Annotated in this window: 18 protein-coding genes and 1 tRNA gene; 6 read left to right on the forward strand and 13 right to left on the reverse strand. The window is 44.7% G+C overall.

The genetic code is table 11. The features are described 5' to 3' along the window. Positions 1–100 precede the first annotated feature (100 nt). Together CLV82_RS01945 and CLV82_RS01950 are read left to right on the forward strand one after the other, a co-directional pair. Positions 101–2,011, forward strand: coding sequence for a CocE/NonD family hydrolase (locus tag CLV82_RS01945; protein ID WP_133642612.1), 1,911 nt, complete (start codon positions 101–103; stop codon positions 2,009–2,011). 40 nt (positions 2,012–2,051) lie between these two features. Next, positions 2,052–2,969, forward strand: a complete 918-nt coding sequence (locus CLV82_RS01950; RefSeq protein WP_133642613.1) for an alpha/beta hydrolase — start codon at positions 2,052–2,054, stop codon at positions 2,967–2,969. Positions 2,970–3,297: 328 nt separating this feature from the next. On the opposite strand, the gene CLV82_RS01955 is transcribed toward CLV82_RS01950, so the two are convergent. From CLV82_RS01955 to rseP, 4 genes are all read right to left on the reverse strand, one after another. After that, the gene (locus CLV82_RS01955) at positions 3,298–3,495 is read right to left on the reverse strand and encodes a GIY-YIG nuclease family protein (RefSeq protein ID WP_133642614.1); all 198 of its coding nucleotides are present in this window, start codon (positions 3,493–3,495) and stop codon (positions 3,298–3,300) included. Between the two features lie 219 nt (positions 3,496–3,714). Further along, positions 3,715–4,023 carry a GIY-YIG nuclease family protein gene (locus tag CLV82_RS15010; protein ID WP_394346156.1) on the reverse strand — a complete coding sequence of 103 codons (309 nt, stop codon included), beginning with the start codon at positions 4,021–4,023 and terminating at the stop codon, positions 3,715–3,717. Between the two features lie 188 nt (positions 4,024–4,211). Beyond that, positions 4,212–4,285 (reverse strand) — tRNA-Asn (locus CLV82_RS01965). 76 nt (positions 4,286–4,361) lie between these two features. Further along, complete coding sequence (gene rseP / locus CLV82_RS01970) at positions 4,362–5,678, reverse strand: RIP metalloprotease RseP (RefSeq protein ID WP_133642616.1); 1,317 nt, start codon at positions 5,676–5,678, stop codon at positions 4,362–4,364. A 162-nt stretch (positions 5,679–5,840) separates the two neighbouring features. Between rseP and CLV82_RS01975 the strand changes: the two genes are divergently transcribed. The 3 genes from CLV82_RS01975 to feoB all read left to right on the forward strand — a co-directional run bounded on the left by CLV82_RS01975 (position 5,841) and on the right by feoB (position 9,091). Beyond that, positions 5,841–6,515 (forward strand): SCO family protein, encoded by a 675-nt coding sequence (locus CLV82_RS01975; RefSeq protein ID WP_133642617.1) that lies wholly within the window; start codon positions 5,841–5,843, stop codon positions 6,513–6,515. Positions 6,516–6,623: 108 nt separating this feature from the next. Further along, a complete protein-coding gene (locus CLV82_RS01980) occupies positions 6,624–6,869 on the forward strand; it encodes a FeoA family protein (RefSeq protein WP_133642618.1) in 246 nt (81 codons plus the stop codon). Beyond that, positions 6,866–9,091 (forward strand): ferrous iron transport protein B, encoded by a 2,226-nt coding sequence (feoB, locus tag CLV82_RS01985; RefSeq protein WP_133642619.1) that lies wholly within the window; start codon positions 6,866–6,868, stop codon positions 9,089–9,091. The genes CLV82_RS01980 and feoB overlap by 4 nt, the downstream gene beginning before the upstream one ends. Before the next feature lie 148 nt (positions 9,092–9,239). Here the strand turns inward: feoB and CLV82_RS01990 are convergent, their stop codons facing one another. After that, positions 9,240–9,626 carry a DUF423 domain-containing protein gene (locus tag CLV82_RS01990; protein WP_133642620.1) on the reverse strand — a complete coding sequence of 129 codons (387 nt, stop codon included), beginning with the start codon at positions 9,624–9,626 and terminating at the stop codon, positions 9,240–9,242. Positions 9,627–9,726: 100 nt separating this feature from the next. On the opposite strand from CLV82_RS01990, the gene CLV82_RS01995 reads away from it, so the two are divergent. Further along, positions 9,727–10,137 (forward strand): TonB-dependent receptor plug domain-containing protein, encoded by a 411-nt coding sequence (locus CLV82_RS01995; protein ID WP_166636655.1) that lies wholly within the window; start codon positions 9,727–9,729, stop codon positions 10,135–10,137. Positions 10,138–10,140: 3 nt separating this feature from the next. Here the strand turns inward: CLV82_RS01995 and CLV82_RS02000 are convergent, their stop codons facing one another. Genes CLV82_RS02000 through pelF form a run of 8 tightly spaced genes read right to left on the reverse strand, consistent with a single transcriptional unit; the run spans position 10,141 to position 23,063 of the window. Next, positions 10,141–10,548, reverse strand: coding sequence for a DUF2141 domain-containing protein (locus CLV82_RS02000; RefSeq protein ID WP_133642622.1), 408 nt, complete (start codon positions 10,546–10,548; stop codon positions 10,141–10,143). Between the two features lie 35 nt (positions 10,549–10,583). Next, entirely contained in the window at positions 10,584–11,030 is a 447-nt protein-coding gene (locus CLV82_RS02005; protein WP_133642623.1) for a hypothetical protein, read from the reverse strand. Between the two features lie 45 nt (positions 11,031–11,075). Then, complete coding sequence (locus tag CLV82_RS02010; protein WP_133642624.1) at positions 11,076–13,115, reverse strand: S9 family peptidase; 2,040 nt, start codon at positions 13,113–13,115, stop codon at positions 11,076–11,078. A gap of 60 nt (positions 13,116–13,175) precedes the next feature. Then, entirely contained in the window at positions 13,176–17,186 is a 4,011-nt protein-coding gene (locus CLV82_RS02015; protein ID WP_133642625.1) for a DUF2194 domain-containing protein, read from the reverse strand. After that, complete coding sequence (locus CLV82_RS02020; protein WP_133642626.1) at positions 17,183–19,144, reverse strand: hypothetical protein; 1,962 nt, start codon at positions 19,142–19,144, stop codon at positions 17,183–17,185. The genes CLV82_RS02015 and CLV82_RS02020 overlap by 4 nt, the downstream gene beginning before the upstream one ends. After that, positions 19,141–19,944 (reverse strand): endo alpha-1,4 polygalactosaminidase, encoded by an 804-nt coding sequence (locus tag CLV82_RS02025; RefSeq protein ID WP_133642627.1) that lies wholly within the window; start codon positions 19,942–19,944, stop codon positions 19,141–19,143. The genes CLV82_RS02020 and CLV82_RS02025 overlap by 4 nt, the downstream gene beginning before the upstream one ends. After that, positions 19,931–21,538 carry a hypothetical protein gene (locus CLV82_RS02030; protein WP_133642628.1) on the reverse strand — a complete coding sequence of 536 codons (1,608 nt, stop codon included), beginning with the start codon at positions 21,536–21,538 and terminating at the stop codon, positions 19,931–19,933. Before CLV82_RS02030 ends, CLV82_RS02025 begins: the two co-directional genes overlap by 14 nt. Further along, positions 21,519–23,063 (reverse strand): GT4 family glycosyltransferase PelF, encoded by a 1,545-nt coding sequence (pelF, locus tag CLV82_RS02035; protein WP_133642629.1) that lies wholly within the window; start codon positions 23,061–23,063, stop codon positions 21,519–21,521. The genes CLV82_RS02030 and pelF overlap by 20 nt, the downstream gene beginning before the upstream one ends. Positions 23,064–23,102 lie beyond the last annotated feature (39 nt).

Raw genomic sequence — 23,102 nt, forward strand, 5'->3', positions numbered from 1 at the left:
AGGATCTCCGTAACCAAAAAAATAAAAACCAGTCACCAACCCTTTTTTACAGGCCCGGTATTATCTCTAATTGTTGTAGTTTTAGAGGAAATTTACCCATATGAAAATTATTGATCGCCGCCACATCTTACTCTTTTTCCTTTCATTCGTTCTACTCGGAATATTTAGTTCCACCGCTCAGCATAACCTGCCAGAAGATAACCCACTGGTAAAGGAACTGACTGCTATTGCCGTTGTAGAACAAAAAGTAATGATGCCGATGCGCGACGGAATCCGGCTGGCCACTGATATTTACCGCCCGAAGACGGAAGAAAAAGTACCGGTCATATTTTCCAGGACGCCTTACAATTTTGACTCCTGGCAGGAAGGTGAGTTCAAAGACCGTCATATCAAAAGTGCGTTGCAGGCCGTCAAGAGAGGTTATGCTTACGTAGTGCAGAATGAAAGAGGTCGCTATTTCTCGGAAGGAGAATGGGACATCCTGGGGGTACCGCTTACCGATGGTTACGATGCCTTTAGCTGGCTCACCGAACAGGAATGGTCTAATGGAAAAATTGGAACCCTTGGTTGTTCTTCCACCGCGGAATGGCAGATGGCGGTAGCAGCCCTGGACCATCCTTCCCATGCCGCGATGGTCCCACAAGGCTTTGGCGCAGGAATAGGTACAGTCGGGGATTTCACAGAGCAGGGAAACTGGTATCGCGGCGGTGCGGAACAACTGCTGTTCTTCGCCTGGTTATACGGTGTTGAACACGATATCTACAAACCGCGTATCCCGGAAGGAGCCACACAGGAAGACCTCTTGAGGATTTCCAGGTATTACGACCTGGCACCCGATAACCCGGAAGTGGATATGTCTGAGGCCCTGTGGCATTTACCGATTACGGACATGCTTAAGAACATGAACGGGAAAAAGGAGATCTTTGATAAAATGGTGAGGCGTAAACCCAACGACCCGGCCTGGTATGAAGGTGGACTCTACCATGATACGATGGAGTTTGATATTCCCAGTTTCTGGTTTGCCTCCTGGTATGATGTATCCATAAGCCCCAACCTGGAATTATTCAGGCACCTGAGGAAAAATGCAACTTCTGAAGAGGCGCGGGATAACCAGTACCTGGTCATAGCTCCTACCCTGCATTGCGCCTATACCCGGGCAACCGAAAATACGATAGTCGGCGAGCGTTCTGTAGGTGATGCCAGGCTTAATTACGAAGATCAGATCTACGCCTGGTTTGATCTATGGCTGAAAGGCGCAGATAACGACTTTAAGGAAAAGACCCCCCGGGTTCAGTACTATACTATGGGCAAGAATATCTGGCAGGCAGCCGAAACCTGGCCCCCGGAACATGTGAAATCAAAGACCTATTACCTGGAATCCGGAGGAAAAGCCAACACCCTGAATGGTGATGGTACCCTGAGTACAAGAAAACCGTCGGGCACGGACAGCCCGGACAGTTTTACTTACGATCCGCTTAACCCTGTAACCTCTTATGGGGGCAATGTATGCTGTACCGGCAATGCGATACAGGGAGGAGCATTTGACCAGCAGGAAATGGAAACCCGTGAGGATATCCTGGTCTATACCTCCGAACCCTTATCGGAAGGGATGGAGGTCAGCGGATTTATCGAATCTACCTTATATGTATCCTCAGATGCAAAAGACACTGATTTCACCATTAAACTGATCGATGTTTATCCTGATGGTCGCGCTTATAACCTGGACGAGACCATACAGCGAGCGCGCTATCGTGAAGGATATGACAAGGAAGTATTCATGGAGGAAGGCAAGGTCTATGAACTGAGGCTCCCGGATATGGCCACCTCTAATTATTTCGAAAAAGGCCACAGGATCCGCATCGAGGTGAGCAGCAGTAATTTCCCGCGTTTTGCGCGGAACCTCAACACCGGGGGTGACAATTTTGACGAATCGGAGGGGGTAACTGCCCACAATAAAGTTCATCACAGCCGGAAATATGCTTCCAGGATCGTGTTGCCCATAAAAAAATGATACAGGATAATGCTCGCAGTTGTGGGCCCAGAATGTAATAATGATATCCAGACATAATTTACTCTTGTTCCTGATAGGATGTTGCCTGACCATAGCTACGGTTCGTGGCCAGACCCGTTATATGGACAAGGTCTTCGAAGTTATCAACACGCGCACCTACACCTATTCGGATACCTTAAAACTAGATTTTTATTATGCCCCTAAAGATAAAGTGACCCAAAAACCGCTGATCATCCTGATGCACGGAGGAGGTTTCGCCAAGGGAAGTCGAAATGGCCGGGATGAACAGAAATTCTGTACCGCCATGGCTGAAAAAGGTTATGCAGTGGTATCGCTCAGTTACCGCTTAACACGCAAGAACAAATCATTTGGCTGTGATTGTCCGGTGCCTGAGAAGATTGCAACCTACCGTGCCGCAATGCAGGATCTTGGAAAGGCATTGAAATTTCTACATTCCCGGGAAGTAGATCTTAAGATCGATCTTAACCAGGTGATCCTGGCAGGCAGCAGTGCAGGAGCTTCCACCATCCTGAATGCACTTTTTATGAGGTCTCATTACGAATTCCGGGATATTGAATTCCGCAACACCAATTTTGTCGGAGCCATCAGTTTCTCCGGGGCGATGCTCGATTCGGAATACCTCCGGTCCAAGAAACCGGTACCGATAGTGATGATGCATGGTGAAAAAGACCGGACACTGCTGGTTGGGAAAGGACCGCACCGGAGTTGCGGACCCACCAACGTAGGCTATCTTATATTATCCGGACCACTGGCGATAACGGAAAAATTTCGCACCAATGAAAATCCTTTTTTATGTGTGATAGACCCGGAGGGCACCCACGAATGGTCCAATTACGGATATTCCTATATCCCGGAGATATCCTCATTTTTATACCGCACCATTTTCCAGGGAGAACAGATCCAGACGTTTCAGATCATTAAACATGTGGCAAATTGAGTCATCAATTTCACAAGGATCAAATTTCCAGGGATAAGAAATAGGGGTTCTTAACCCCACCCCGATCTCAAGATAAACGGGTTCACTGCAGGAAGCATGCAGTGTACAAACCCACTAGTGAACAAACCCGGAAATAACTCCATAAAAAAAAGCCACTGCTTTTCCCGGATCGCTCGGCTCCCGGGACCAGGGCGCGACTCGAACAAAGGACCTCTGATTAATCCCGCAGGTGCGGGACTCTAACCAACTGAGTTAATTTCCCAAAAGGAGTGAAGTCCGGATCAATCAACTTTTCTAATAAGGATCGACTTTTTTGATTTTTAATAAATCACTCTAAATTCTCAGCTACTCCCCTGTCTCGGCCAACATTGAATAATGCTTTTAAAATCCAAGGTCTATATTTTGAAGTAAAAGTATTGAAAGTAGCTTCATTATGTTCCTTCAATCTCCTGTATGGAGCAGATGAATACCCTATATAATAAGATTCAGTAATCTCAGATTGAATAATATATATGAAATACTCCATAATAAAATCATTGCTTTTCCCGGATCGCTCCGCTCCCGGGACCAGGGCGTGACTCGAACTAAGGACCTCCTGCTTAATCCCGCAGGTGCGGGACGCTAACCCACTGAGTTATTCTACCCACTAATAAACCCGGAAATAATTCCATAAAAAAAGCCACTGCTTTTCCCGGATCGCCCCGCTCCCGGGACCAGGTCGCGACTCGAACAAAGGACCCTCTGATTAATCCCGCAGGTGCGGGACTCTAACCAACTTCGCTAATCTGCCCACAAGAATAAAATCGGGGTCAATCATCTTGGCGAGTAATGTTCTGCTTTTTTGGCGTTTGATAAATCGTTCCAATATTTGCGTATCGCCCCTACCGAGATTAGTTCTAAACACAGCCTTCAGGATCCATGGCCTATACTTAGATGTAAATGTGGTTAAGGAGGTTTGATTATGTTGCACTAAGCGATTCCATGGATCTTGACTAGAACCTACATAATACTTGTCTGAAGTCTCTGAGTACAATATGTAAATATAAAATATCATAAAAAAAGCATCTGCTTTTCCCGGATGGCCCCGCTCCCGGGACCAGGGCGCGGCTCGTACCAAGGACCCTCTGATTAATCCCGCAGGTGCGGGACTCTAACCCCTTGAGCTATTTTATCCACTAAATAACCCGGAAATAACTCCATAAAAAAAAGCCACTGCTTTCGCGGTGGCTTTTTCTGTTTATGCTCCCCCTCTTGGGCTCGAACCAAGGACCCTCTGATTAACAGTCAGATGCTCTAACCAACTGAGCTAAGGAGGAGTGTTTCCTCATTTTTGAGGTTGCAAATATAGGAGTTTCTATATAATCCCCCAATAAAAAATTAAATTTTTAGACCCTATAAAAACTTCTTGATGATGTTCCAGATATCGTTACCAAAAACTACCGCCATAAGCCCCATCAGGATCACGAAACCGATGATCTGCCCGGTTTCCAGTACTTTTTCGCTGGGCTTTCGACCAGAGATCATTTCGTACAACAGGAACATCACATGGCCCCCGTCTAATGCAGGGATCGGCAGTACATTTAAAAAGGCAAGCCATACAGAGAACATCGCCATGAAATTCCAGAAAAAGGTCCAGTTCCAGCTCTCCGGCATCATTTCAACGATCCCGATTGGTCCCTTTACCTGCTTGTAAGCTCCCGTACTGGTGTTAAAGATAACCTTGAATTGTTTTACCTGGTCTGTCAGTACCTGGATAGATCTTGAAAAACCGGCCGGAATGGCTTCAAAGAATCCGTACTCCTCGGTAACGCGCAGGTCGTCAAAATCCAGGTACACCCCGATCTTCCCTTCTTCCGGAACTACCAGGCTGGTCTGCTGCACCCTGCCATCACGTTTGTAACTTATGGTAAGCTCCTTATTCGGTGAAGATCCTACCACCTGCATGAATTCCTGTACATACTGTACCGGCTCCCCGTTTATACCGACGATCTCATCGCCTGCCTGCAGGCCTGCCTTACTGGCTGCAGAATTCTCCACGATCTCGAGCAGCCGGGCCTTGGTCCTGTAAGTCATGAAATTCCGCCCCTGGGTGGCAAAGACCTCGGCCTTCCCCTCATCAGACAGAGGGATGGTCATCTCCTGCCCGTCTCGCTTCACCGTAACTTCATCCCCAAGGATAATGCCCAGGGTGGCCTCATTGAACTTTTTGGTTCTTTTTCCATCCACTGCGAGGATCTGGTCCCCGGTCCGTAATCCTAATTTTTCACCCACACTGTCTACCTGTATCCCGTACTTAAGACTGTCTGCCGGAATATAAGTATCGCCATTATTGAAAAGTAAGGCAGAATATATCAACCAGGCCAGGAGGAAGTTAACGGTTACTCCCCCAAGCATAATGATCAGTCGCTGCCATGCCGGCTTGCTCCTGAATTCCCAGGGCTCAGGGTCCTTGGCCATCTGCTCGGTATCCATACTCTCGTCGATCATACCGGCGATCTTCACATATCCCCCCAGGGGCAACCAGCCTATCCCGTATTCCGTTTCCCCGATCTTCTTTTTGATCAGCGAAAATTTGACATCGAAAAAGAGGTAGAATTTCTCCACCTTGGTCTTAAAATATTTAGCTGGCAGAAAATGTCCGAGTTCGTGAAGGATCACCAGAATAGAGATGATTAAGACGAACATGACAATTTGTGTGAACAATCCCATGGAATGGTTTTTATATTTTAACGCACAAAAGTACACTTTTACACCCGCTTACAAAAGCATAAAATCTATACATACAGGGATTTTATGAAACATTTGGCAGCCGTAGTTTGAAAAGAATTTTGACCCTTACTTCGTGCTGCTGTACCTTTGTAAAAAATTATCATGCGGGAGTTTTTTTCCAAATACAAGACCTTTGCCCTGGTGATGTTATTGCTTTCTGCGATCATCGTCACGCTCTTCTACAGTGCACTGAAACCTGAACAAACCCTGCCGGTATACCAGCCCACCGATTTTGATGCCAAGCTTGTAGACAGCAGCATACAACTGGTTCGCAAATACCATACAATTGCCGATTTCTCCCTGCTGAACCAGAATGGCAAGACCATCACACAGGAAGACTACAGGGACAAGATCTATATCGCTGATTTTTTCTTTACCACCTGTCCCAGTATCTGCCCCATCATGACCAGGAATATGGCAGATCTGCAGGAAGAACTCAAAGAACAGGAAGACGTAATGCTTCTTTCCCATTCCGTTACCCCGGAGATCGATTCTGTACCAAGGTTAAAAGCCTATGCCCTGGAAAACGGGGTGATCGATGAGAAATGGAACCTGCTGACAGGCCCTAAAAAAGATATCTATGAGCTGGCCCGGAAATCTTACCTCGTGGTCCAGGAGGATGGCGATGGAGGCCCGTTTGACATGATACATACCGAAAATTTTGTCCTGGTGGATAAAGAAAGAAGGATCAGGGGCACCTACGATGGCACCAAAAAGGAAGATATGGAACGCTTACTGGCCGATGTAGAAATTCTCCGGGAGAGCTATGATGACTAATTCATGCTGATCCTTAGCTGCTTCATGCAGACTTTTCAGCTAAATTGGCGTGTAACTTCATCTTTTTCCTGTATTTTTGCCCTTAATTAAATTCAATCTAAATAAGAATTGGAAATCACTGTCGCAGATCTGAAACGTGGAGAGAGAGGCATTATCAAGGATTTTGCCATGGATATACTTCCCATTAAACTTCTGGAACTGGGGTGCCTGCCCGGGAACGAAGTGGAGTTAGTACAACAAGCCCCTTTCAGGGACCCCCTCTACATCAATGTCAACGGTTCGCATATCGCCATCCGCAGATCAGTGGCCCGCCATATAGCGCTGGATCTCCTAGAAGACTTCTCGGCCCGATGAGTAAAAACATCAATGTAGCCCTTATTGGCAACCCGAATACCGGTAAAACCTCCGTCTTTAACCAGCTTACAGGATTAAAACAGAAAGTCGGGAATTACCCGGGTATCACCGTGGAAAAAAAAGAGGGTATCTGCAAACTCCCCAGGGGAGTTAAAGCACACATCCTTGATCTGCCGGGTACCTACAGCCTTAATACCACCTCGCTGGACGAAAGTGTGGTGGTGGAATTACTGCTGAACAAAAATGATAAGGATTACCCGGATGTTGCCGTGGTAGTGAGCGATGTGGAAAACCTGAAACGGAACCTTTTGCTCTTCACCCAGATCAAAGACTTAAAGATTCCTGCTATCCTCGTGATCAACATGGCCGACCGCATGTCCCGTAAAGGTATCAGCCTGGATATCGAGCTGATGGAGGAGAAGCTGAACACCAAGATCGCGTTGGTCAGTACGCGTAAGAATATAGGAATAGAGCGCATCAAAGAACTGATCGCGGATTACAAGAACCTGAGCAGGGAGCCCAATGTTAATGCTTCCCTGATCGCTCCCGATTATTTTGAAAGGCTGAAGAAGACTTTCCCCAATGAAGACCTGTATAAGCTATGGCTGGTCATCACCCAGGATGTAAACTTCATGCCTATCCAGAAAAAACGATTTAAAGAGGAGACTTCCTTTGATATTAAATCAAAATCAGAATTAAAGCGCCTGCAGCAGAAGGAAACCATACTGCGGTATCAGTTTATCAACGGGATCCTTAAGGAGACTTATAAGGTAGACCTGCAAGCGGCAAAAGGTTTCAGGGCTACCCTGGACAAAATTCTTACCCACAAGGTATTTGGTTACGTCATCTTCTTCATGATCCTATTGCTGATCTTCCAGGCAATATATGACTGGAGCAGTTACCCCATGGACTTTATCGATGAACAATTCGCTGCCGCAAGCGAATGGGTTAAGGATACCCTCCCCCCGGGAGTGTTTACCAACCTTATCGCCGAAGGGATACTGGCTGGGATTGGAGGCATCGTGATCTTCATCCCCCAGATCGCTTTCCTTTTCCTTTTTATTGCCCTGCTCGAGGAATCGGGTTATATGAGCCGGGTGGTTTTCCTTATGGACAGGGTCATGCGACCGTTCGGACTCAGCGGGAAGAGCGTGGTTCCCCTGATCTCCGGGACAGCCTGTGCCATCCCGGCGGTCATGGCTACCCGAAACATCGAGAACTGGAAAGAGCGACTGATCACAATCTTGGTCACTCCCTTTACAACCTGTTCTGCCAGGTTACCGGTCTACCTCATCATCATCGCCCTCGTGATCCCGGAAGGACGGTTGTTCGGACTGGGTTACCAGGCTTTGGCGCTGATGTCGCTCTACCTTATTGGTTTTGCTGCTGCGATCTTATCCGCCATGATCCTCAACAAGGTACTCAACATCAGGAGCAGGTCTTTCTTCGTGGTAGAAATGCCTAATTACAAGATCCCGCTGTTCAAGAATGTTTTTTATACCGTGGTCGAAAAGACCAAGAGCTTTGTGTACGGTGCGGGTAAGATCATTCTCGCTATTTCCATAGTACTATGGTTCCTGGGCTCCAATGGCTATTCTGATGATTTCCAGAACGCCGAAAGCATTGTAACAGAGCGCATCGCCGAAAAGGGATTATCTGACCCCAGCGAAGCCTATATCGATGAAAAACTGGAGTCCTACAGCCGGCAACTCCGGGACAGTCTTCCCGCTGCGAACCGCATGGTGATCGACCTGGCTGTGGAAGAAAAGCGGGACGATCTCCAGGAAAGAGTCATAGGACAGGAGATTGCAAGTTATAAATTAGAACACTCTTATATTGGTTACCTGGGAAAAGCTATCCAGCCCATTGTTAAACCCCTGGGGTATGACTGGAAGATCGGTATTGCTGTACTTACATCTTTTGCAGCCCGGGAGGTCTTTGTAGGCACCCTGGCCACTATTTACAGTGTGGGAAGCGATGAAGAAGAGACCATCAAGAACAGGATGGCCGCAGAGCGCTGGCCCGATACCGGGAAGCCATTATTTAACCTGGCCTCGGGAATATCCCTGTTGTTGTTTTATGCTTTTGCCATGCAGTGTATGAGTACCCTGGCCATTGTAAAAAGGGAGACCAACAGCTGGAAATGGCCCATGTATCAATTGGTATTTATGAGCCTTTTTGCGTATATTGTAGCGTTGATCGCTTATCAAATCTTAAAATAAAATATTGTGATACAGACGATTTTAATGTATGTAGTAGTAGGCCTTTCGGCCGCATACCTCACCCGTAAATTCTTTCTTCCGAAATCTGTTTTTGCTTCTAAGAAAAGGAACAGTAAATGCGGGGACAACAACTGTGGTTGTCACTGACTTATACAATGTGATCCACAAAAGAGTAGAGTAATAAGCCCCAGCCTGCTACCAGCAGTAAACCTCCGATGGGCGTAACGATCCCGAGATAATTCCTGTCCTTTCCAATTCGGGCTCCCAGCGCTAAAGCATAAATACTGAATGAAAAAAGGATGGTTCCTGCTATAAAACAGTATGCCATATAAGTCTCCATGGGCGAATTGAACCCAAGGTTAAAGCCTAACATTAACAGCAACAGGGCATGGTAGAATTGGTACTTCACCCCTGTCTCAAAATTCTTCATCGCGGTTGCATCCAGCCGGTTTTTCAGGCGATGTGCCCCAAAAGCGCCAAAGACAACTCCTAACATGCCCAGGAGTGCGGCTGTAACCTGCACGAGTAATATCATATTGCCATTTTTGAGCAAGATACAATTCCTGCCGGATAGTTCCGGCGACTCTTCCCCCGGCTTAGGCATGGAATTTGACTATTAATACAAAACTATGTATATGAAGATTATTCAAAGCTTTCTATTGTTCTCTGTGCTACTATTAATTGTTCTTACCGGTTGTGGAAACAGTAAAAGTACGGCGGGCAGCAATACAGGGGTAAAAGAGACGCTCTCCGGGAAGAACCGGATGACCGTTCCCCTGATCGAGCAAATACGGAGGTTACCGGGGGTAATCATCCGGAATGGTGTTCCCGTATTTGTAAAAGCCACTTCTGAGATAAGTACGGCGCGGTCTTCTGAACCACTTTATATTCTGGATGGGTATACTGTGGGTAATTCCTTTTCATCCCTCAACGGGCTTGTGGAGAATGTCAATATTAAAAGTATAGAGGCACTCACCGGCTCAGATGCTTCCTTCTATGGATCCAGGGGTGCCAATGGCGTTATTATTATCACTACCAGACAGTAGGTATCAGAACGAGATATGAACTTCCTGGTCTGACCGGATACTCAAGACACAATCCTTGAAACTCGGAGGGCCGAAGGTTCTCATCTTCCCCCTTGAAAATGCAAATGGCTCTGTAGGAACGCCGAGGAAATTGGTGTCCAGGTGATTATTCCCGTTTTCATCGTGAAAAACGGCCAGGGCATATTCCCCTGGAGGAAGATTATCAATATCTATCTTCGTGATGCCTTTCTTGGCCCGGGTGCTGTCACTCTTAAAGACCCGGTCAAACTTCAGGAAACTTTCCGACTTATCGTAAACCGCCACACTGATATGCCCGTTAGAGGTCTTAACTCCATCAACCGTGATAGAGATCTTGTTCTGTGAGAACAGGGTAAAGGGAAGCAGGAACAGAATTGGGACCAAAATTCTCATAAGAGGGAATTTTTATTTGTTCAAATATTAAAAAGTTAATCTTCAACAGGCAATTCAACTTCGGCTGCTGCTAATTTATCCAGCAGGTAATCATAATATTTACGGGTTTCCACCGTGTCCCTGAAATTCAGGTACATCAGTAACGAATCCTTGTGCACCAACCTGATCTTAGGATACCTCAGGTTATCTACGAACACGCTGATCTCGTTATCCGGGTGAATAGAATCAAGGAAAATACCTTTTTCCACACTCCAGGCCGAAAAGCCGTGAATTCGTTCCAATTCAGGAAGCCGATCCACCATTGCAACACTGTCCAGGTCGGCAAACGGCAGTTCCCGGTAATAGATGCCCGACAGTACAGTGAGTTTTTCCGGTTTTACGCGAACCCAGTTCTTATAATGGATTATAAAAGCAGCAATACATATAAGTATTGTAACGACAATCAGTACGTTCCAACCCCAATGTATCTTTTTCCCTTTCATCTTTTTTAATTACGAAAATTATGGCTTTACGGATGATAACGTCCCCTACTCTTCATTTCCTGGCTTGGCATATTTATCAAACCAGGCCACGGTATGGGCAATTTTGGTGATCAGGTTACTGGGCTTGTTGGCAATGCCATGACTTGCCCCCGGGATCTCTACCAGTACCGTTTCAATTTTCCTGAGCTTTAAAGCATGGTACAATTGCTTGGCTTCGCTCGGTGGAGTACGCAGATCATCCATCCCAACCATGACCATGGTCGGGGTTTCTACGTTAGCAACGAGAGAAAGAGGAGAAAATTTCCAGTAGGCCTCAAAATTTTCCCATGGCTGCCCCGGGAACCGGGTATTGGCATATCCAAAATAGTTGTCAGCCACTAAAGTTTTGCTGATCCAGTTCATCACGGGTTTGGCAACTACCGCTGCTTCAAAACGATCATTTTTCCCGATGATCCAGGCCGTCATGATTCCCCCGGCACTACCCCCGGTGACATAGAGCTGGTCTTCATGAGCAATTCCTTTGGCGATACAATAATCCACCCCATCCATCACGTCGTTATAGTCTTCCCCCGGGTAATTGTGATAGAGCAGGTTACCAAATTCCTCCCCGTAACTGGTGCTTCCCCTGGGATTGGGATAGAATACAATATATCCTGCCGCGGCATAGAGCTGCATTTCCGCAGAAAATCTATCCCCGTAATTTGCTATTGGACCCCCGTGATTCTCTACCATGAATGGGTATTTTTTGGATGGGTCGTAATGGGGCGGATATACGATCCAGCCCTGTATCTTTCTCTGGTCAAAGGAAGAAGTATACCAGATCTCCTCCACTTTCCCCAGCGCTACTGATTCCATCAGGCTCTTATTGAGGGAGGTTAATTTCTTAACGGCCTTTCCCTTTGCTACCAAAGCTAACTCGGCCGGATGTTCCGGGGTGGTGTAGGTATACGCAATATCTCCTTTCTCTGAAACGCTGAATGAACCTCCGCCATACGGGCGACCAATAGAGGTCCCTCCCAGGTTATCCGCGATCTTCCGGACCTTCCCATCAAGGGACAGGTACCCGATCTTGCTGTTTCCCTTGTCATCGTATCCAATATAAAGACCTTTACTATCGGCAGCCCAGATAAGCTGGTCAATGCTCCGGTCAAGATCAACAGCGAGTTCTGAAACGGGGTTCCCACTCGTGTCCATTATCCTGACCTTTCGTACCTGGTAGGTCTGCACTTTATCCTCGTAACCCACATAGGCGATATACTTGCCATCCGGGGACACCTGTACGTCATGGTCCGGCCCGGGTTTATCGGTCAGTGCCCTGATCGACCCGTCTGCCAGGGTTAGTGCATAGACTTCGCTGTTCCTGAAATCGTACTCCCAGTCTTCATTCCGGTTGGCAGAAAAATAGATGGTCTTGCCATCAGGGGACCAGGAAAGGCTGCTGCGATGCTGGAAATCCCCGGAAGACACCTGTCTTGCCGGTCCGCCGAGGGCAGGAATCACGAAGATCTGGCTGAAACCCGGGTCTATATAGCCCCGACCATCGGCCTCATGGTAAAGTCGGTCTGTTATCCTCGGGCTTTCCGCCCATTTAGCCCCTTCCGGCTTTTTAGGCATTTTGGCGATCACCGGGGCATCTGTCTTCACGAACATGGTGAATGCTATTTCCTCTCCTGAAGGAGACCAGCTGATAGAACCCGGAGAAGATGGCAATTGTGAGATCCGTGCGACCCGGCCGCTGTCCGTCCAATAGATAAACAGTTCCGATCCTTCATCGTTGCTGCTTACAAAAGCTATCCGGTCTCCCGATGGGGACCAGCGGGGACTGGACTCGTTGGTATCCCGCGATGTAAGTTTCTGATGTTTGTTCCCATCGCTATTTACTATCCAGAGATCTCCCACCGCCCGGTCATTCATGATATCCATCCGCATACGGCGGTAGACTATCTTTTCTCCATCCGGTGAGATCTGGGGATCGGTCACATACTGAAGATCAAAAACATTGGAATATGAAAAAGCCGGTTTTTCTGCCTGCCCGTTACAAAAAAGGCTCAGCAGGCCAACAAGGAAGAATAATCTCAGGTGCATGTATAGAAAGTTTTATTACAAACACTAAACTTACATAAATACAATGCTATCTACAACCTACTATTTAAGGTTATGAATTAAACCAAAGCCAAAGGAGTTAGAAAAGAATCGGGGAATGGTGTATACTTCAGCAGATAAATTAAGAATGGTATATTTCTTGATTCTCATATGGACCGTTCCCGTATATCGCTCGAAGCTCGGTTCACCTTGGTTTTCATAGAAATGCGATGCGGAGGCTTCCACGAAGAGACCATCTCCCATTTTTCCTATGTCAAGTTGCATCCCGCCACCTGCAAATAAGCGGTTATCAGCAATCCAATACGGAAAACCATCCCTCCGGTCCGAGGAAGCAAGTGAATAGGAAAATTCAGCCAGCGGTCCAAGCGTCCAATTTTTTTGTTTAATAATCGAAAACCTAGATCTGGAGACTATTTCTGCTCCCTGCACCTCATCTGTATAATAACTTCCTTCAAGGGATACGGACTGCATCAATCTTGTTGTGATTTTAAATTGGTGATGTGTTTGTGCGTGCAACCTATAGATCCCGGTATTGTAACCGGGGCCGGTCTGAACGGGAGCGTATTTCAATGAATATCCATGAAAATTTTCTTTATTATTCATATCCAGGCTGGCTCCAAGATGAAAGAAAGTTTTACCTCTTTCATCATTCTCTAACCTCCCCAGTAATTTATAGGATCTTTCATTTCTGTAACGACTCATGAATTCATACTCGAGACCCATCAGAACACTGCCGGTATTCTGTTTGTTATCTGCAATAAAATTAATAGGATATGCATAATTCCTTATAGCATTCACTGAGTGGATATTAAACTTTCTGTCTATAAGGTCATAGCCCGCTTTAAAAGTAAGGACAGTAGGATCCAATTTATCATTCATAGCATCAGCGCGAAACACCAATGAATTACCTCTTTCCGCACGGACCTCTGCCAGGATATCCGATTTGGTTTTTGCATACAGGATGGAAGGGTGTAATTTGAGTATTTCCCGTTTATTATTCAGATCCAGGCTGCGGACCGACTTATTAACGCTATGTTTTACTGCCTGGTACTCTTTACCAGGGATTAGAGATTCTCCTATGGCCGCTGCAGCACTAACTTCCCCCTTATACAGGAGAATTTCAGACATTACCTGTTTCACCGCAACGTCGTCAGGATACTTCTTAATATGGTCACTGTATATGGCCCGGGTCTGAGGCATATCTCCAACCTCGTAGTGCCATAGTAATAAATCTGTTATGGGGATTTTCATGGCACATGGAGCCCAGGAGACAGCATTTTGATAATGCCCGTAATTTGCAAGGGTAGTGGCGATCTTTGATGCCAAGGGCTCCAATTCGGGCAAGCAACCTTTGAATGTCCTTAATTCTTCAGCCGCTTTTAAAGGTTCGTTAGTTAACAGGAGGTCAAAATACACTGCAATATCTGATTCTTTTAATGCAAGTAAGGCCCCGGACTGCATAATCCAGAAATTTCGTGAATCCTGGTCAATGGCCGAGGTGCATTCTGCCCAATCCAGCGCTCTATCATAATCCTTCCGATGCGCATAAGCCCAGGCAATTCCATAGGAGAGTTCTTTGTACAAATCAGAACAAGGAGATATATCCTGGAGCACATCAAAGAGCTCCTCCATTTCATAATCCAGCAAATGTTTTACAAGGGATAACTGCCGTTTCGGGGTGTAAAAATTCTTTAATAATTCTTTATGCACTTGTGCAACATAAAATTTTTCATCTGCCGCTTTAAAAAGCTCCAGATATTCCAATAACTCTTTTTCACCGGCCAGTTTCCAGTCAATTTGTCTCTTAAGCCATTTCTTATGAAATTCCGTTGTAGGATAAGCCTCAATTGTATCAATTTGTTTTGCCAGAGCTACTACTTCGGCGCTGGGTTGTATGCGATAAGTTTCTTCGAGCAGGTGGTACACCTCGGGGCCCCTGTCCTGCCATTGTAGATATTTCAGGTATTCTTTCCAGTGTTCATCGGTGACACCCTCTCCATTGCGGATATGGTTCTCCAATAATTTTATCGCCTCGACAATATTACCGGTCTGCACATACTTTCCGATCCTGAGCTTTATCGGAAGAATTTTCTCCCTGGATTGGTTAAATTTATCACGCCAGCTCCATACCATTGGTGCCAGAGCATCCTTTACACCTTTATAACCTGATATTTTATGGATATCCTGAACAGATAGAAATGCTTTTTGTGTTTTTATGGTATAAAGATGACCATCTGAAAAGGGAGTTTTTTTGAATGATGCTCCCTGATCCACCAAAAATCGCTCTAATTCGGGTTGGTTATTATTTCTGGCAAATAATGACCAAAACTGTTCATGTGATGGATCATCGTTGTAATAATCACTTGCCACGGTATAAAGATCTTCGAACATTAAATGCTCAAAATAGGCATAACGCCAATGAGCTGTTTGCCGGGCAGCCTCGGTAGCCGTCATGAATCTCATGAGTGGCTGCCTTTTTTTAATTGCTTCTAAATTTTCTATAAATACGTCTAACATCCCTTTCTTCCCACTCCCGTTTCTCCAATTCAGACGGTTAGGGTTCCTTAAATCAAAGTCGCCCGCTGTTTGAATGTTCTTCATGTCAGGAATCTGATATACATCATCAGGATGCACAAAATGGGTCCATACACCTGTATACAAGAACATTGACGCGATCTGGAAAGAATCTTCCTGACTAAAGATGAACCCACTACTAATCCTGGGAAAGGAAAAGAAATGTCCACTCCAGGGTTCCGGGCCAAATTCCCGGTCTCCTCCTTCTTCGAAATCTCCCAGATAGGTACTCTGAATATATTTAAGACTAGGCATAGCCTTACTCAGAGAAATCACCCCGAGGCTATCTATATAGTTCGATGGAGGCACATAAGAGACTGGCAGAGAGCCAAAATCAAGAGTTATCCATTTCTTCTTTGCTGCCTCCAGCCCGGCCAATATGTTCTCCTCCCTCTTCCAATCTCCTGCTAGTAACGAGACATGATTATAACCGTGAAATCCCAGTTCGTGCCCCGATGCAAGTATATCATGTCCCAACCAAGTACTTTTGGACTGGGTCGTTCCATTCCGCTGGAACATATTTCGATCCCATTCCGTGAACATAAACGGTGGGTTCACCCGCCGGTTATAATCAAATGTGACATAAGCCGTGTATTTAATACCATGTTCATTAGCTATTTTTTTCATATCCGGCCACCAGGTATCTGTTACGAATTCCGCAACATTTTTGCCCATTTCGCTTTTCACCGGCTCTTTATCAATTTCATATAAGGGTGCAGGAAAATCATCCAAAAAGATCGCTGCAGTATTCACTATAGGGTAAGGAACCCCCTCTAATCCGTTCAGCAACATACTGAAGAAGATACCACGTCCCGGTTTACCAAATTTGTTCACAGAATTATACAGGAGTACTCGACCATGACCCAAAAGGTTTTCTGTGATCAAGGGAAAGGTTTTGTCATTGGCTGCAGTAGCCAGCACCCTCACATCATTTTTAAAATTATTGCTCGCCAGTCCTTTATGGGTTGTTCCGAAATGGGGTGCATTCTTGCCTTTAAAACCGGGCAGGATATCGGACTTAAAAAACATTCCACTGGCTTTATCATCAATTCGCAGATCGAAATCCGGGGTAAGTCCCAGTAAAAATGCCATCCGTTCATCCCAGTTCCGCTCTGCAACAAGTAAAGTTCCTCCCCTTGCTACAAATACTGTAATGCTGTCGATTACCGCCTGGCTCAGATCCCAGGTTTCGCCCAGACATATAACCCTGGTTGCCTTACCAATTCGTGGAGATCTATTCATTTCAGGTACCGAACTATGTATCAACGGAATCTTTGCGTAATCCAATGTCTTTATGAAGTGGGAAAGGTCATCCTCTTTTACAGGATCCTGGTCCATGATGAAATGAACCAATGGCTGTTCCTTACTTCGTTGGGGTATGCCAAAACCTTCCTCGAATGTGTACAAACCACTCTGACAAGCTGTAATCAGGAAGAACACTACCGCGATTTTTAATATTTTAATTATCCCTTTCATCATCCTATAACCATTTGTTGAACCTCCGATGCCCTTGGGGTATTAATAATTTCGAACACCTTTAGATATGAACCGCTGAAATGCTCCCTGACTGTTCGTCCCCTGTTCTTAAGTTCTTTCAATATTTCTTCAATTGCTATACGATCAACTTTGGAAGTCATCAGGCGGTCAGAATAATTTTCATCTGAAGAATCAGTGATAATTACAAATACACTCTCTGGAAGGATCAGGCCTGGATTGTTTTTAAGATATTTTGTATCTGATCTATAATGATAATACAGTGAGTCTTTTTCTTTATAACCATCCAGAAAACTGGAGTAACTTATAAAATGATGTTCTGAAATACTGAGATTTAGCCCATAGTTGGCATTTACTACGGCATACGTGAAGGGCAGGTGTGAGGTTGACAGGTCTTCGTAGACCCCTAACAGTTCCTTATTTAATGTGTGATGGGTTGACTTTTCTACTGGAAGAGTGAAGATACTGGCAAACATCACTATCAGTCCCATTACGCCTAAGCCCAATGGATATAACATCCCCTGAGATCTTTCCGGCTTCGGAGTTAATTGTTGAATGGCTCCCAGGAAACTTGCCCCTGCTAATACGAGGAAGATACTCGTGAGTTGAAACAACATAGCTTGGTCCAGGAATTGCAGTTCCTGGCTCGGTAATGCAATCATAATAATGGATGCAGTGGCGGAGATAAGTAAAGCCCTTGGGATATATTTTTTTTTCCACCATATTACAGCAAGTAAAAAAAGTGTAATGTAAAATAACCAACGATACAAGTTAAACAAGTCGTCTACTGGCACCCAGAGGTGGGAGAGATCTTGATAGGCATTTACAGTAATCATTTCTTTCATGATGAATTCATAGAATGACCAATGCATTGTCCAGCATATTCCAGCATACACAAGGCTAATGATAAATAATGCAGTGAGCCATGCCAGTACAGCACTGCCAACATATTGTAAATTCCGCTTTTTGATGAAGAGTACAGTACACAACAGTATTAACGGAATAACGATCAGAGCAGTGAACAAGTGAAAAATACTTGTAGCTGCGAAGATCAAAACAAGACTGCCAAAGTATTTCCGGTTATTCTTATACATCGTGGAAGGATAGATAAGAAAAATGAGCGAAGCTAATACCAGGCAAATTGCCAGGTTGAGCGAATTATGTTCCAAGAACAGTGAAATATTGATCGGTAGAAGAGGATATGCTAATGCGTAAAACAGAACTGCTATAAATGGAATCAGGTAACGGGAAGCCGAGATTTTAGCAACGCACCAAAATAATAATATGGCTATCAGGAAATTCTCAATCAACCCGAATGTATGTAAAGCCATCTCTTCCCCTATCCCGGTAAGCCTGTGATATAAATTAACAAGGAACAATTCTGCAGGTATAATATTGTTTCCTATATACCACGTTCCCTCATTAATACCCCGGACCATTTTCAGATTTTCCAACCAAAGTTCCGAAAGCGTATAATTGTCACTTTCCCGGATATGGTAACGCGAGAACAGGGTGATGAATGCCCCTATCCACATTAATAAAATTCCTGCATCCCAGCCCTTTTTGACAGTAAATACATCTTTTAACCCTTGTAGGTAGTTTTTTCCGCCCCCCTGCTGAATAGAAATGATCTTTAAGAGCGTATTTCTTTTCCAACTTCTAAATTGTGCGGCTACAGATATTCTTCTGCTATTCCAAAAATTGGCCGGAGTTAGTATTGCTCCTGTAATGATCACCAATATGATAAACTTGTCGTAGAGGTGAAATAGAAAAAGGACAAACACGATAAAAGGCAAAAAAGACCCCATAAGAATAGCGTTTCGCATTCTCAGATCCTTTTTCCCAGAAAATACTGCCCGTTTATGTACAAGACTATAGACTAACGCGGAAGCGGCCAGCAATAAAAAACATTTCAAGGGTCCTATGAGTACAGGGTCTATCATTGCTTAGGGTTTTCTTTAAAAACAGGGACCCCCTGTAACTCTATGTTAGCAATAGAATAAGGTATCTTCCTCTTCTTCAAGGTTTCAGATATCTCACTACGTTTCAACTGCGTATCGGCATATTCCAGCAGAAAAACGTCTTTTTCAATTTTCTCAAGAGAATTTAACAATTTCTCCTGCTCTGCAGCGGGACGGATAGTATAAATCTTAGTTTTAAAATCATAGCTACTTACCACCGATTCCAGTAATATTCCTTCAGTGGGTAATGTTTTCTGGAACAGCCCCCCGTTCTGTATCAAATAGGGAGAACTCCATTGCTCGGCCAATTCCCTTACCAACGAATGTAAAGCTTCCTCTAAATGGTTTAATGGACCCCAGGGACCAGCATTATCCAGAGTATCTAATAGCAAGCCATCAAATTCTTTCGCTTTATAGGTAAGTGCCAAGGAAATTATCGCGTGCCTTACTCCTGAACTCGCAATATCTAAATAATAGCTATTCCAATTTGGGTTCTTACCTAGCAGGTAAGGCGTCATCTCATTGAAAAAAGGTGCATGTCTGTTAACTTCCGTCAGACTGATATAAGCAATTACTTTCTCATTCTGCTGTTTTAAAGCCTTTACCTCAGTACCACTATAATGAGCTGCCTCAACGACAACTAATTTATAACCACTGATCTGTTCAACAGGAATCTTACCATAGCAGACATACAGTTCTTCCCGGGGGGAGACCTGGGGATCATCTTGTTGAGTAAGTGCAACCGAAGTCGTGCACAAGTATAGGATCTTAATAAGCCGCATAATAGTAATAATCCAGAGTTTTAAAGAACTTCATGCATTGCAGATAAGTACCTGCTGCGAAAATCATAGCGCCCAGGAGCATTCCCAATACACTATACTCGAAACTGATAAACCTGCTAAATGCAATTCCTGTAATGAAATTGACCAGAACGGCCAGGATAAGTACTTTCAAAGGGGCAGAATGTTGTTTAAGGGTAAAAAGGTATTGTGCATTGAGCATTCCCCAGGCAAGAAAGAAATATCCTACCCCCCCTAAGATACATACCCATAGGCTCATACTAGGCAAAGGTTCTCCGAAAACCGCATAGTAACCCCATGGCCTGTCTATAAGGAGGAAAACTACCCAGGCAGCAGCGATAGCTGTAATAAATAACCAAATTAAGTGCTCCTTATATATACCAATAAACTGTGCATTATAAGCTGTGATATCCTTCATTTTGGTCACTTCCTGCCCTCTATTCATAAATCGACAGAAAGATGCAACAGCATACTCCATTACCCCAGCAAGCAGAAAGAAGATAATTATTGCCAGGTCCATTCCAATTTCATACTGTTTTTCATAAAGCAACAGATAATCATGCGTAATACCGGTATCAGCTGACCATGCTAGTATGCGGTCTGTAAAAATCAAAATATACAGCAAAGTACCGTAAACAAATAACCTGTAATTCTTTGCCACGATCATCTGGGGGTTAACAAAAGAATCTTTTTGAACTTTGCTTTTCTTTTTGTGCTTAAAGAAGAATTGCAGGATAACTAATCCAGCAATTATACCTGAACTTATTCCTAACCAGTGAGTCAGGTAGATGTGCAGATCGGTATATAGTTTTAAAATAATTGCAAAGAGAGTGGCCAGGCTAATTATCAATGATATAACCCATCTTTTTTCAATCGTATGAAAGGGGGCACAGATCAATAGCAGAATTCCGATCAGAATAGAATACATCGATACTACCCCAACAAAATAGGTCGGATAAAAGCTAAAAATGAAATTAATGAGGCCGATTATCAGAAAGCAGCACAGGTATCCGAAAAATGCCGTCTTAAGTAGTTGCCAGATCACCCTTTCTGTTTTGGCAAATTCCTCATTATGCCAGTAAAATGAAGCCTGGTGCCCGATCACCTGTATGAATCCTCCTGAAATAACTAATCCTAATATTACCCCCAGAACAACAGCTGTAGATTGAATGATATTGAAACTTAGGTAAGCCCATAAGGAATATCCAAACACTACAATCGCTGCCACCTGAAGGAATATCGGCAGGAGATAAAACAAACCGCGGGGATAGTGTTTCAGGAACAAATTGGTCTTCACCCACATATAATCCGAGACAGGATACAATGAAAGTTTATCTTTTTTTGAGAGATCTCTTTTCAGAGATTCTGAATCTTCCGTTTTGCGAATGGTTAGATCATCGAAGAGGGAATCTGCCAGGGCATAAAGACTCCTGTAACCGTATTTCTGCTGGGCATCTTCATCTTGGAATCCATAGGATTCAAGAGTAGCCAGGACGACCATCAAATTGGCAGGTGGTCCTATTCTCTCTTTCAGCAGGGCAAGTAGCTCCAGAAAATTAAGTTCCTTTCTTCCCATACCTGGCAACCATTTCTTTTGACCCGGGGATGGCCTGGGTATATTTATTCTCTGTCATAGACAAATAGGCACATTCAAAAGCCTGGGTAAAATGATCGATGGTAAATTTCTTCAGGACCTGATTCCTCCCATTTATCCCCATGCTTCTCCTGAGCTCTTTATTTTCGAGTAGCCTAATGACCCGGTCAGCGAGTGCTATATGGTCCCTTGGTTTACACAAAAACCCGGAATCAAGATCCAGGGCTTCTGACACACCACCGACGTCCGTGGCAACCACTGGAACACCACAAGACATGGATTCCAGGACGGTATAAGGAAACCCTTCGGAAATGGAAGTGAGTATAGAAATATCACCTTCGCAATAGATTGCTTCCGGAGAGGGGTGGAATCCTTTCAGAGAAAAATTATCTTCAACCCCGAGTTTCTGCACCAAGGATTCACATTCCAATGTGTATTGTGGTACAGCATCTTTGTTCCCATACACGAGGAAATGAACTTCAGGGATTTTTTTCCTTACTTCATAACAGACTTTTATCATTGTTTTTATATCCTTCAATTCGAAGATTCTCGCTGCTGCAACAACTGTAGGAACCTGCTGTAAGTGTGGTGGTTTTGGCCTGGGCTTGAAAATTCCGGTATCAACGCCGTTATAGATTATCCGGATCTTATCGGGATGTGCCCCATAGTATCTTTCCCAGCGGATATTGAACTTACTCACTGTAGTAATTATATCGGCATGATGGTACACCAAGCGCGTGAGGGTTTCCGAGAGGTTAATCAAAAGCTTTTTAAGGAAGGGGCTAAAATTAGAATTCCCAAGAGATATTAATCGTTCACGTATATAAACTCCATGTTCCGTAAGTACAAGTGGAGTATTATAACGATACTTAAGTGAAAGAGCAGGGAACAATGCAATACCTGCAATAGTCATATGGGCAATATCTACCTTGGGAGGTTCAAGAGAGATAGGCATCATAAAACGGTATAACCATCTCATGCCTGTTGTGAGATCTTCCAAAGTGATCATTTGGGATTCCTCTTCCGGAAGCGCTACGGACACGGTCTCCTTATAACATTCCCAGACTGCCCGGCTTGTCATGGTATCCTTGTAATCGAACTCGCGGAAATAACTCCACATCCCGTACAAGTACTGGTCCAGTAGCTCCTGGTCCTGGTGCCCGACAAGGACAGCTTTTAAAAAATTTTTAAATGAAGGTATAAAACCTGCTGAGACCGCCCCTTCGCCGGTCGCTTCTTTTCGAACTATTCTTTGACTGTATGACCCTTGGAAGGTCATACAATCCCCCGGTTCATCGGGGGCCCACATAGGCAATTGGACCAGTTCCTTAACCTTACCGGAGAGCTGGAATCCCTGCAAACCTTCCACGCCCGCATTAATGGAATACACTGAAAATTCCGCATGCTTCACTTTCTCACATAACTGGTGAGCCCAGGTGGAAACACCCCCGGCATGAAAGGGATATGTTCCCTCCGTTATGAGTAAAATGGAAATTGGTCTTTTCAAGTCTGATGGTTATAGGCTCTACTCCTAATTTAACTCGAA

This window comes from Zeaxanthinibacter enoshimensis (assembly GCF_004362865.1).
GTDB lineage: Bacteria > Bacteroidota > Bacteroidia > Flavobacteriales > Flavobacteriaceae > Zeaxanthinibacter > Zeaxanthinibacter enoshimensis.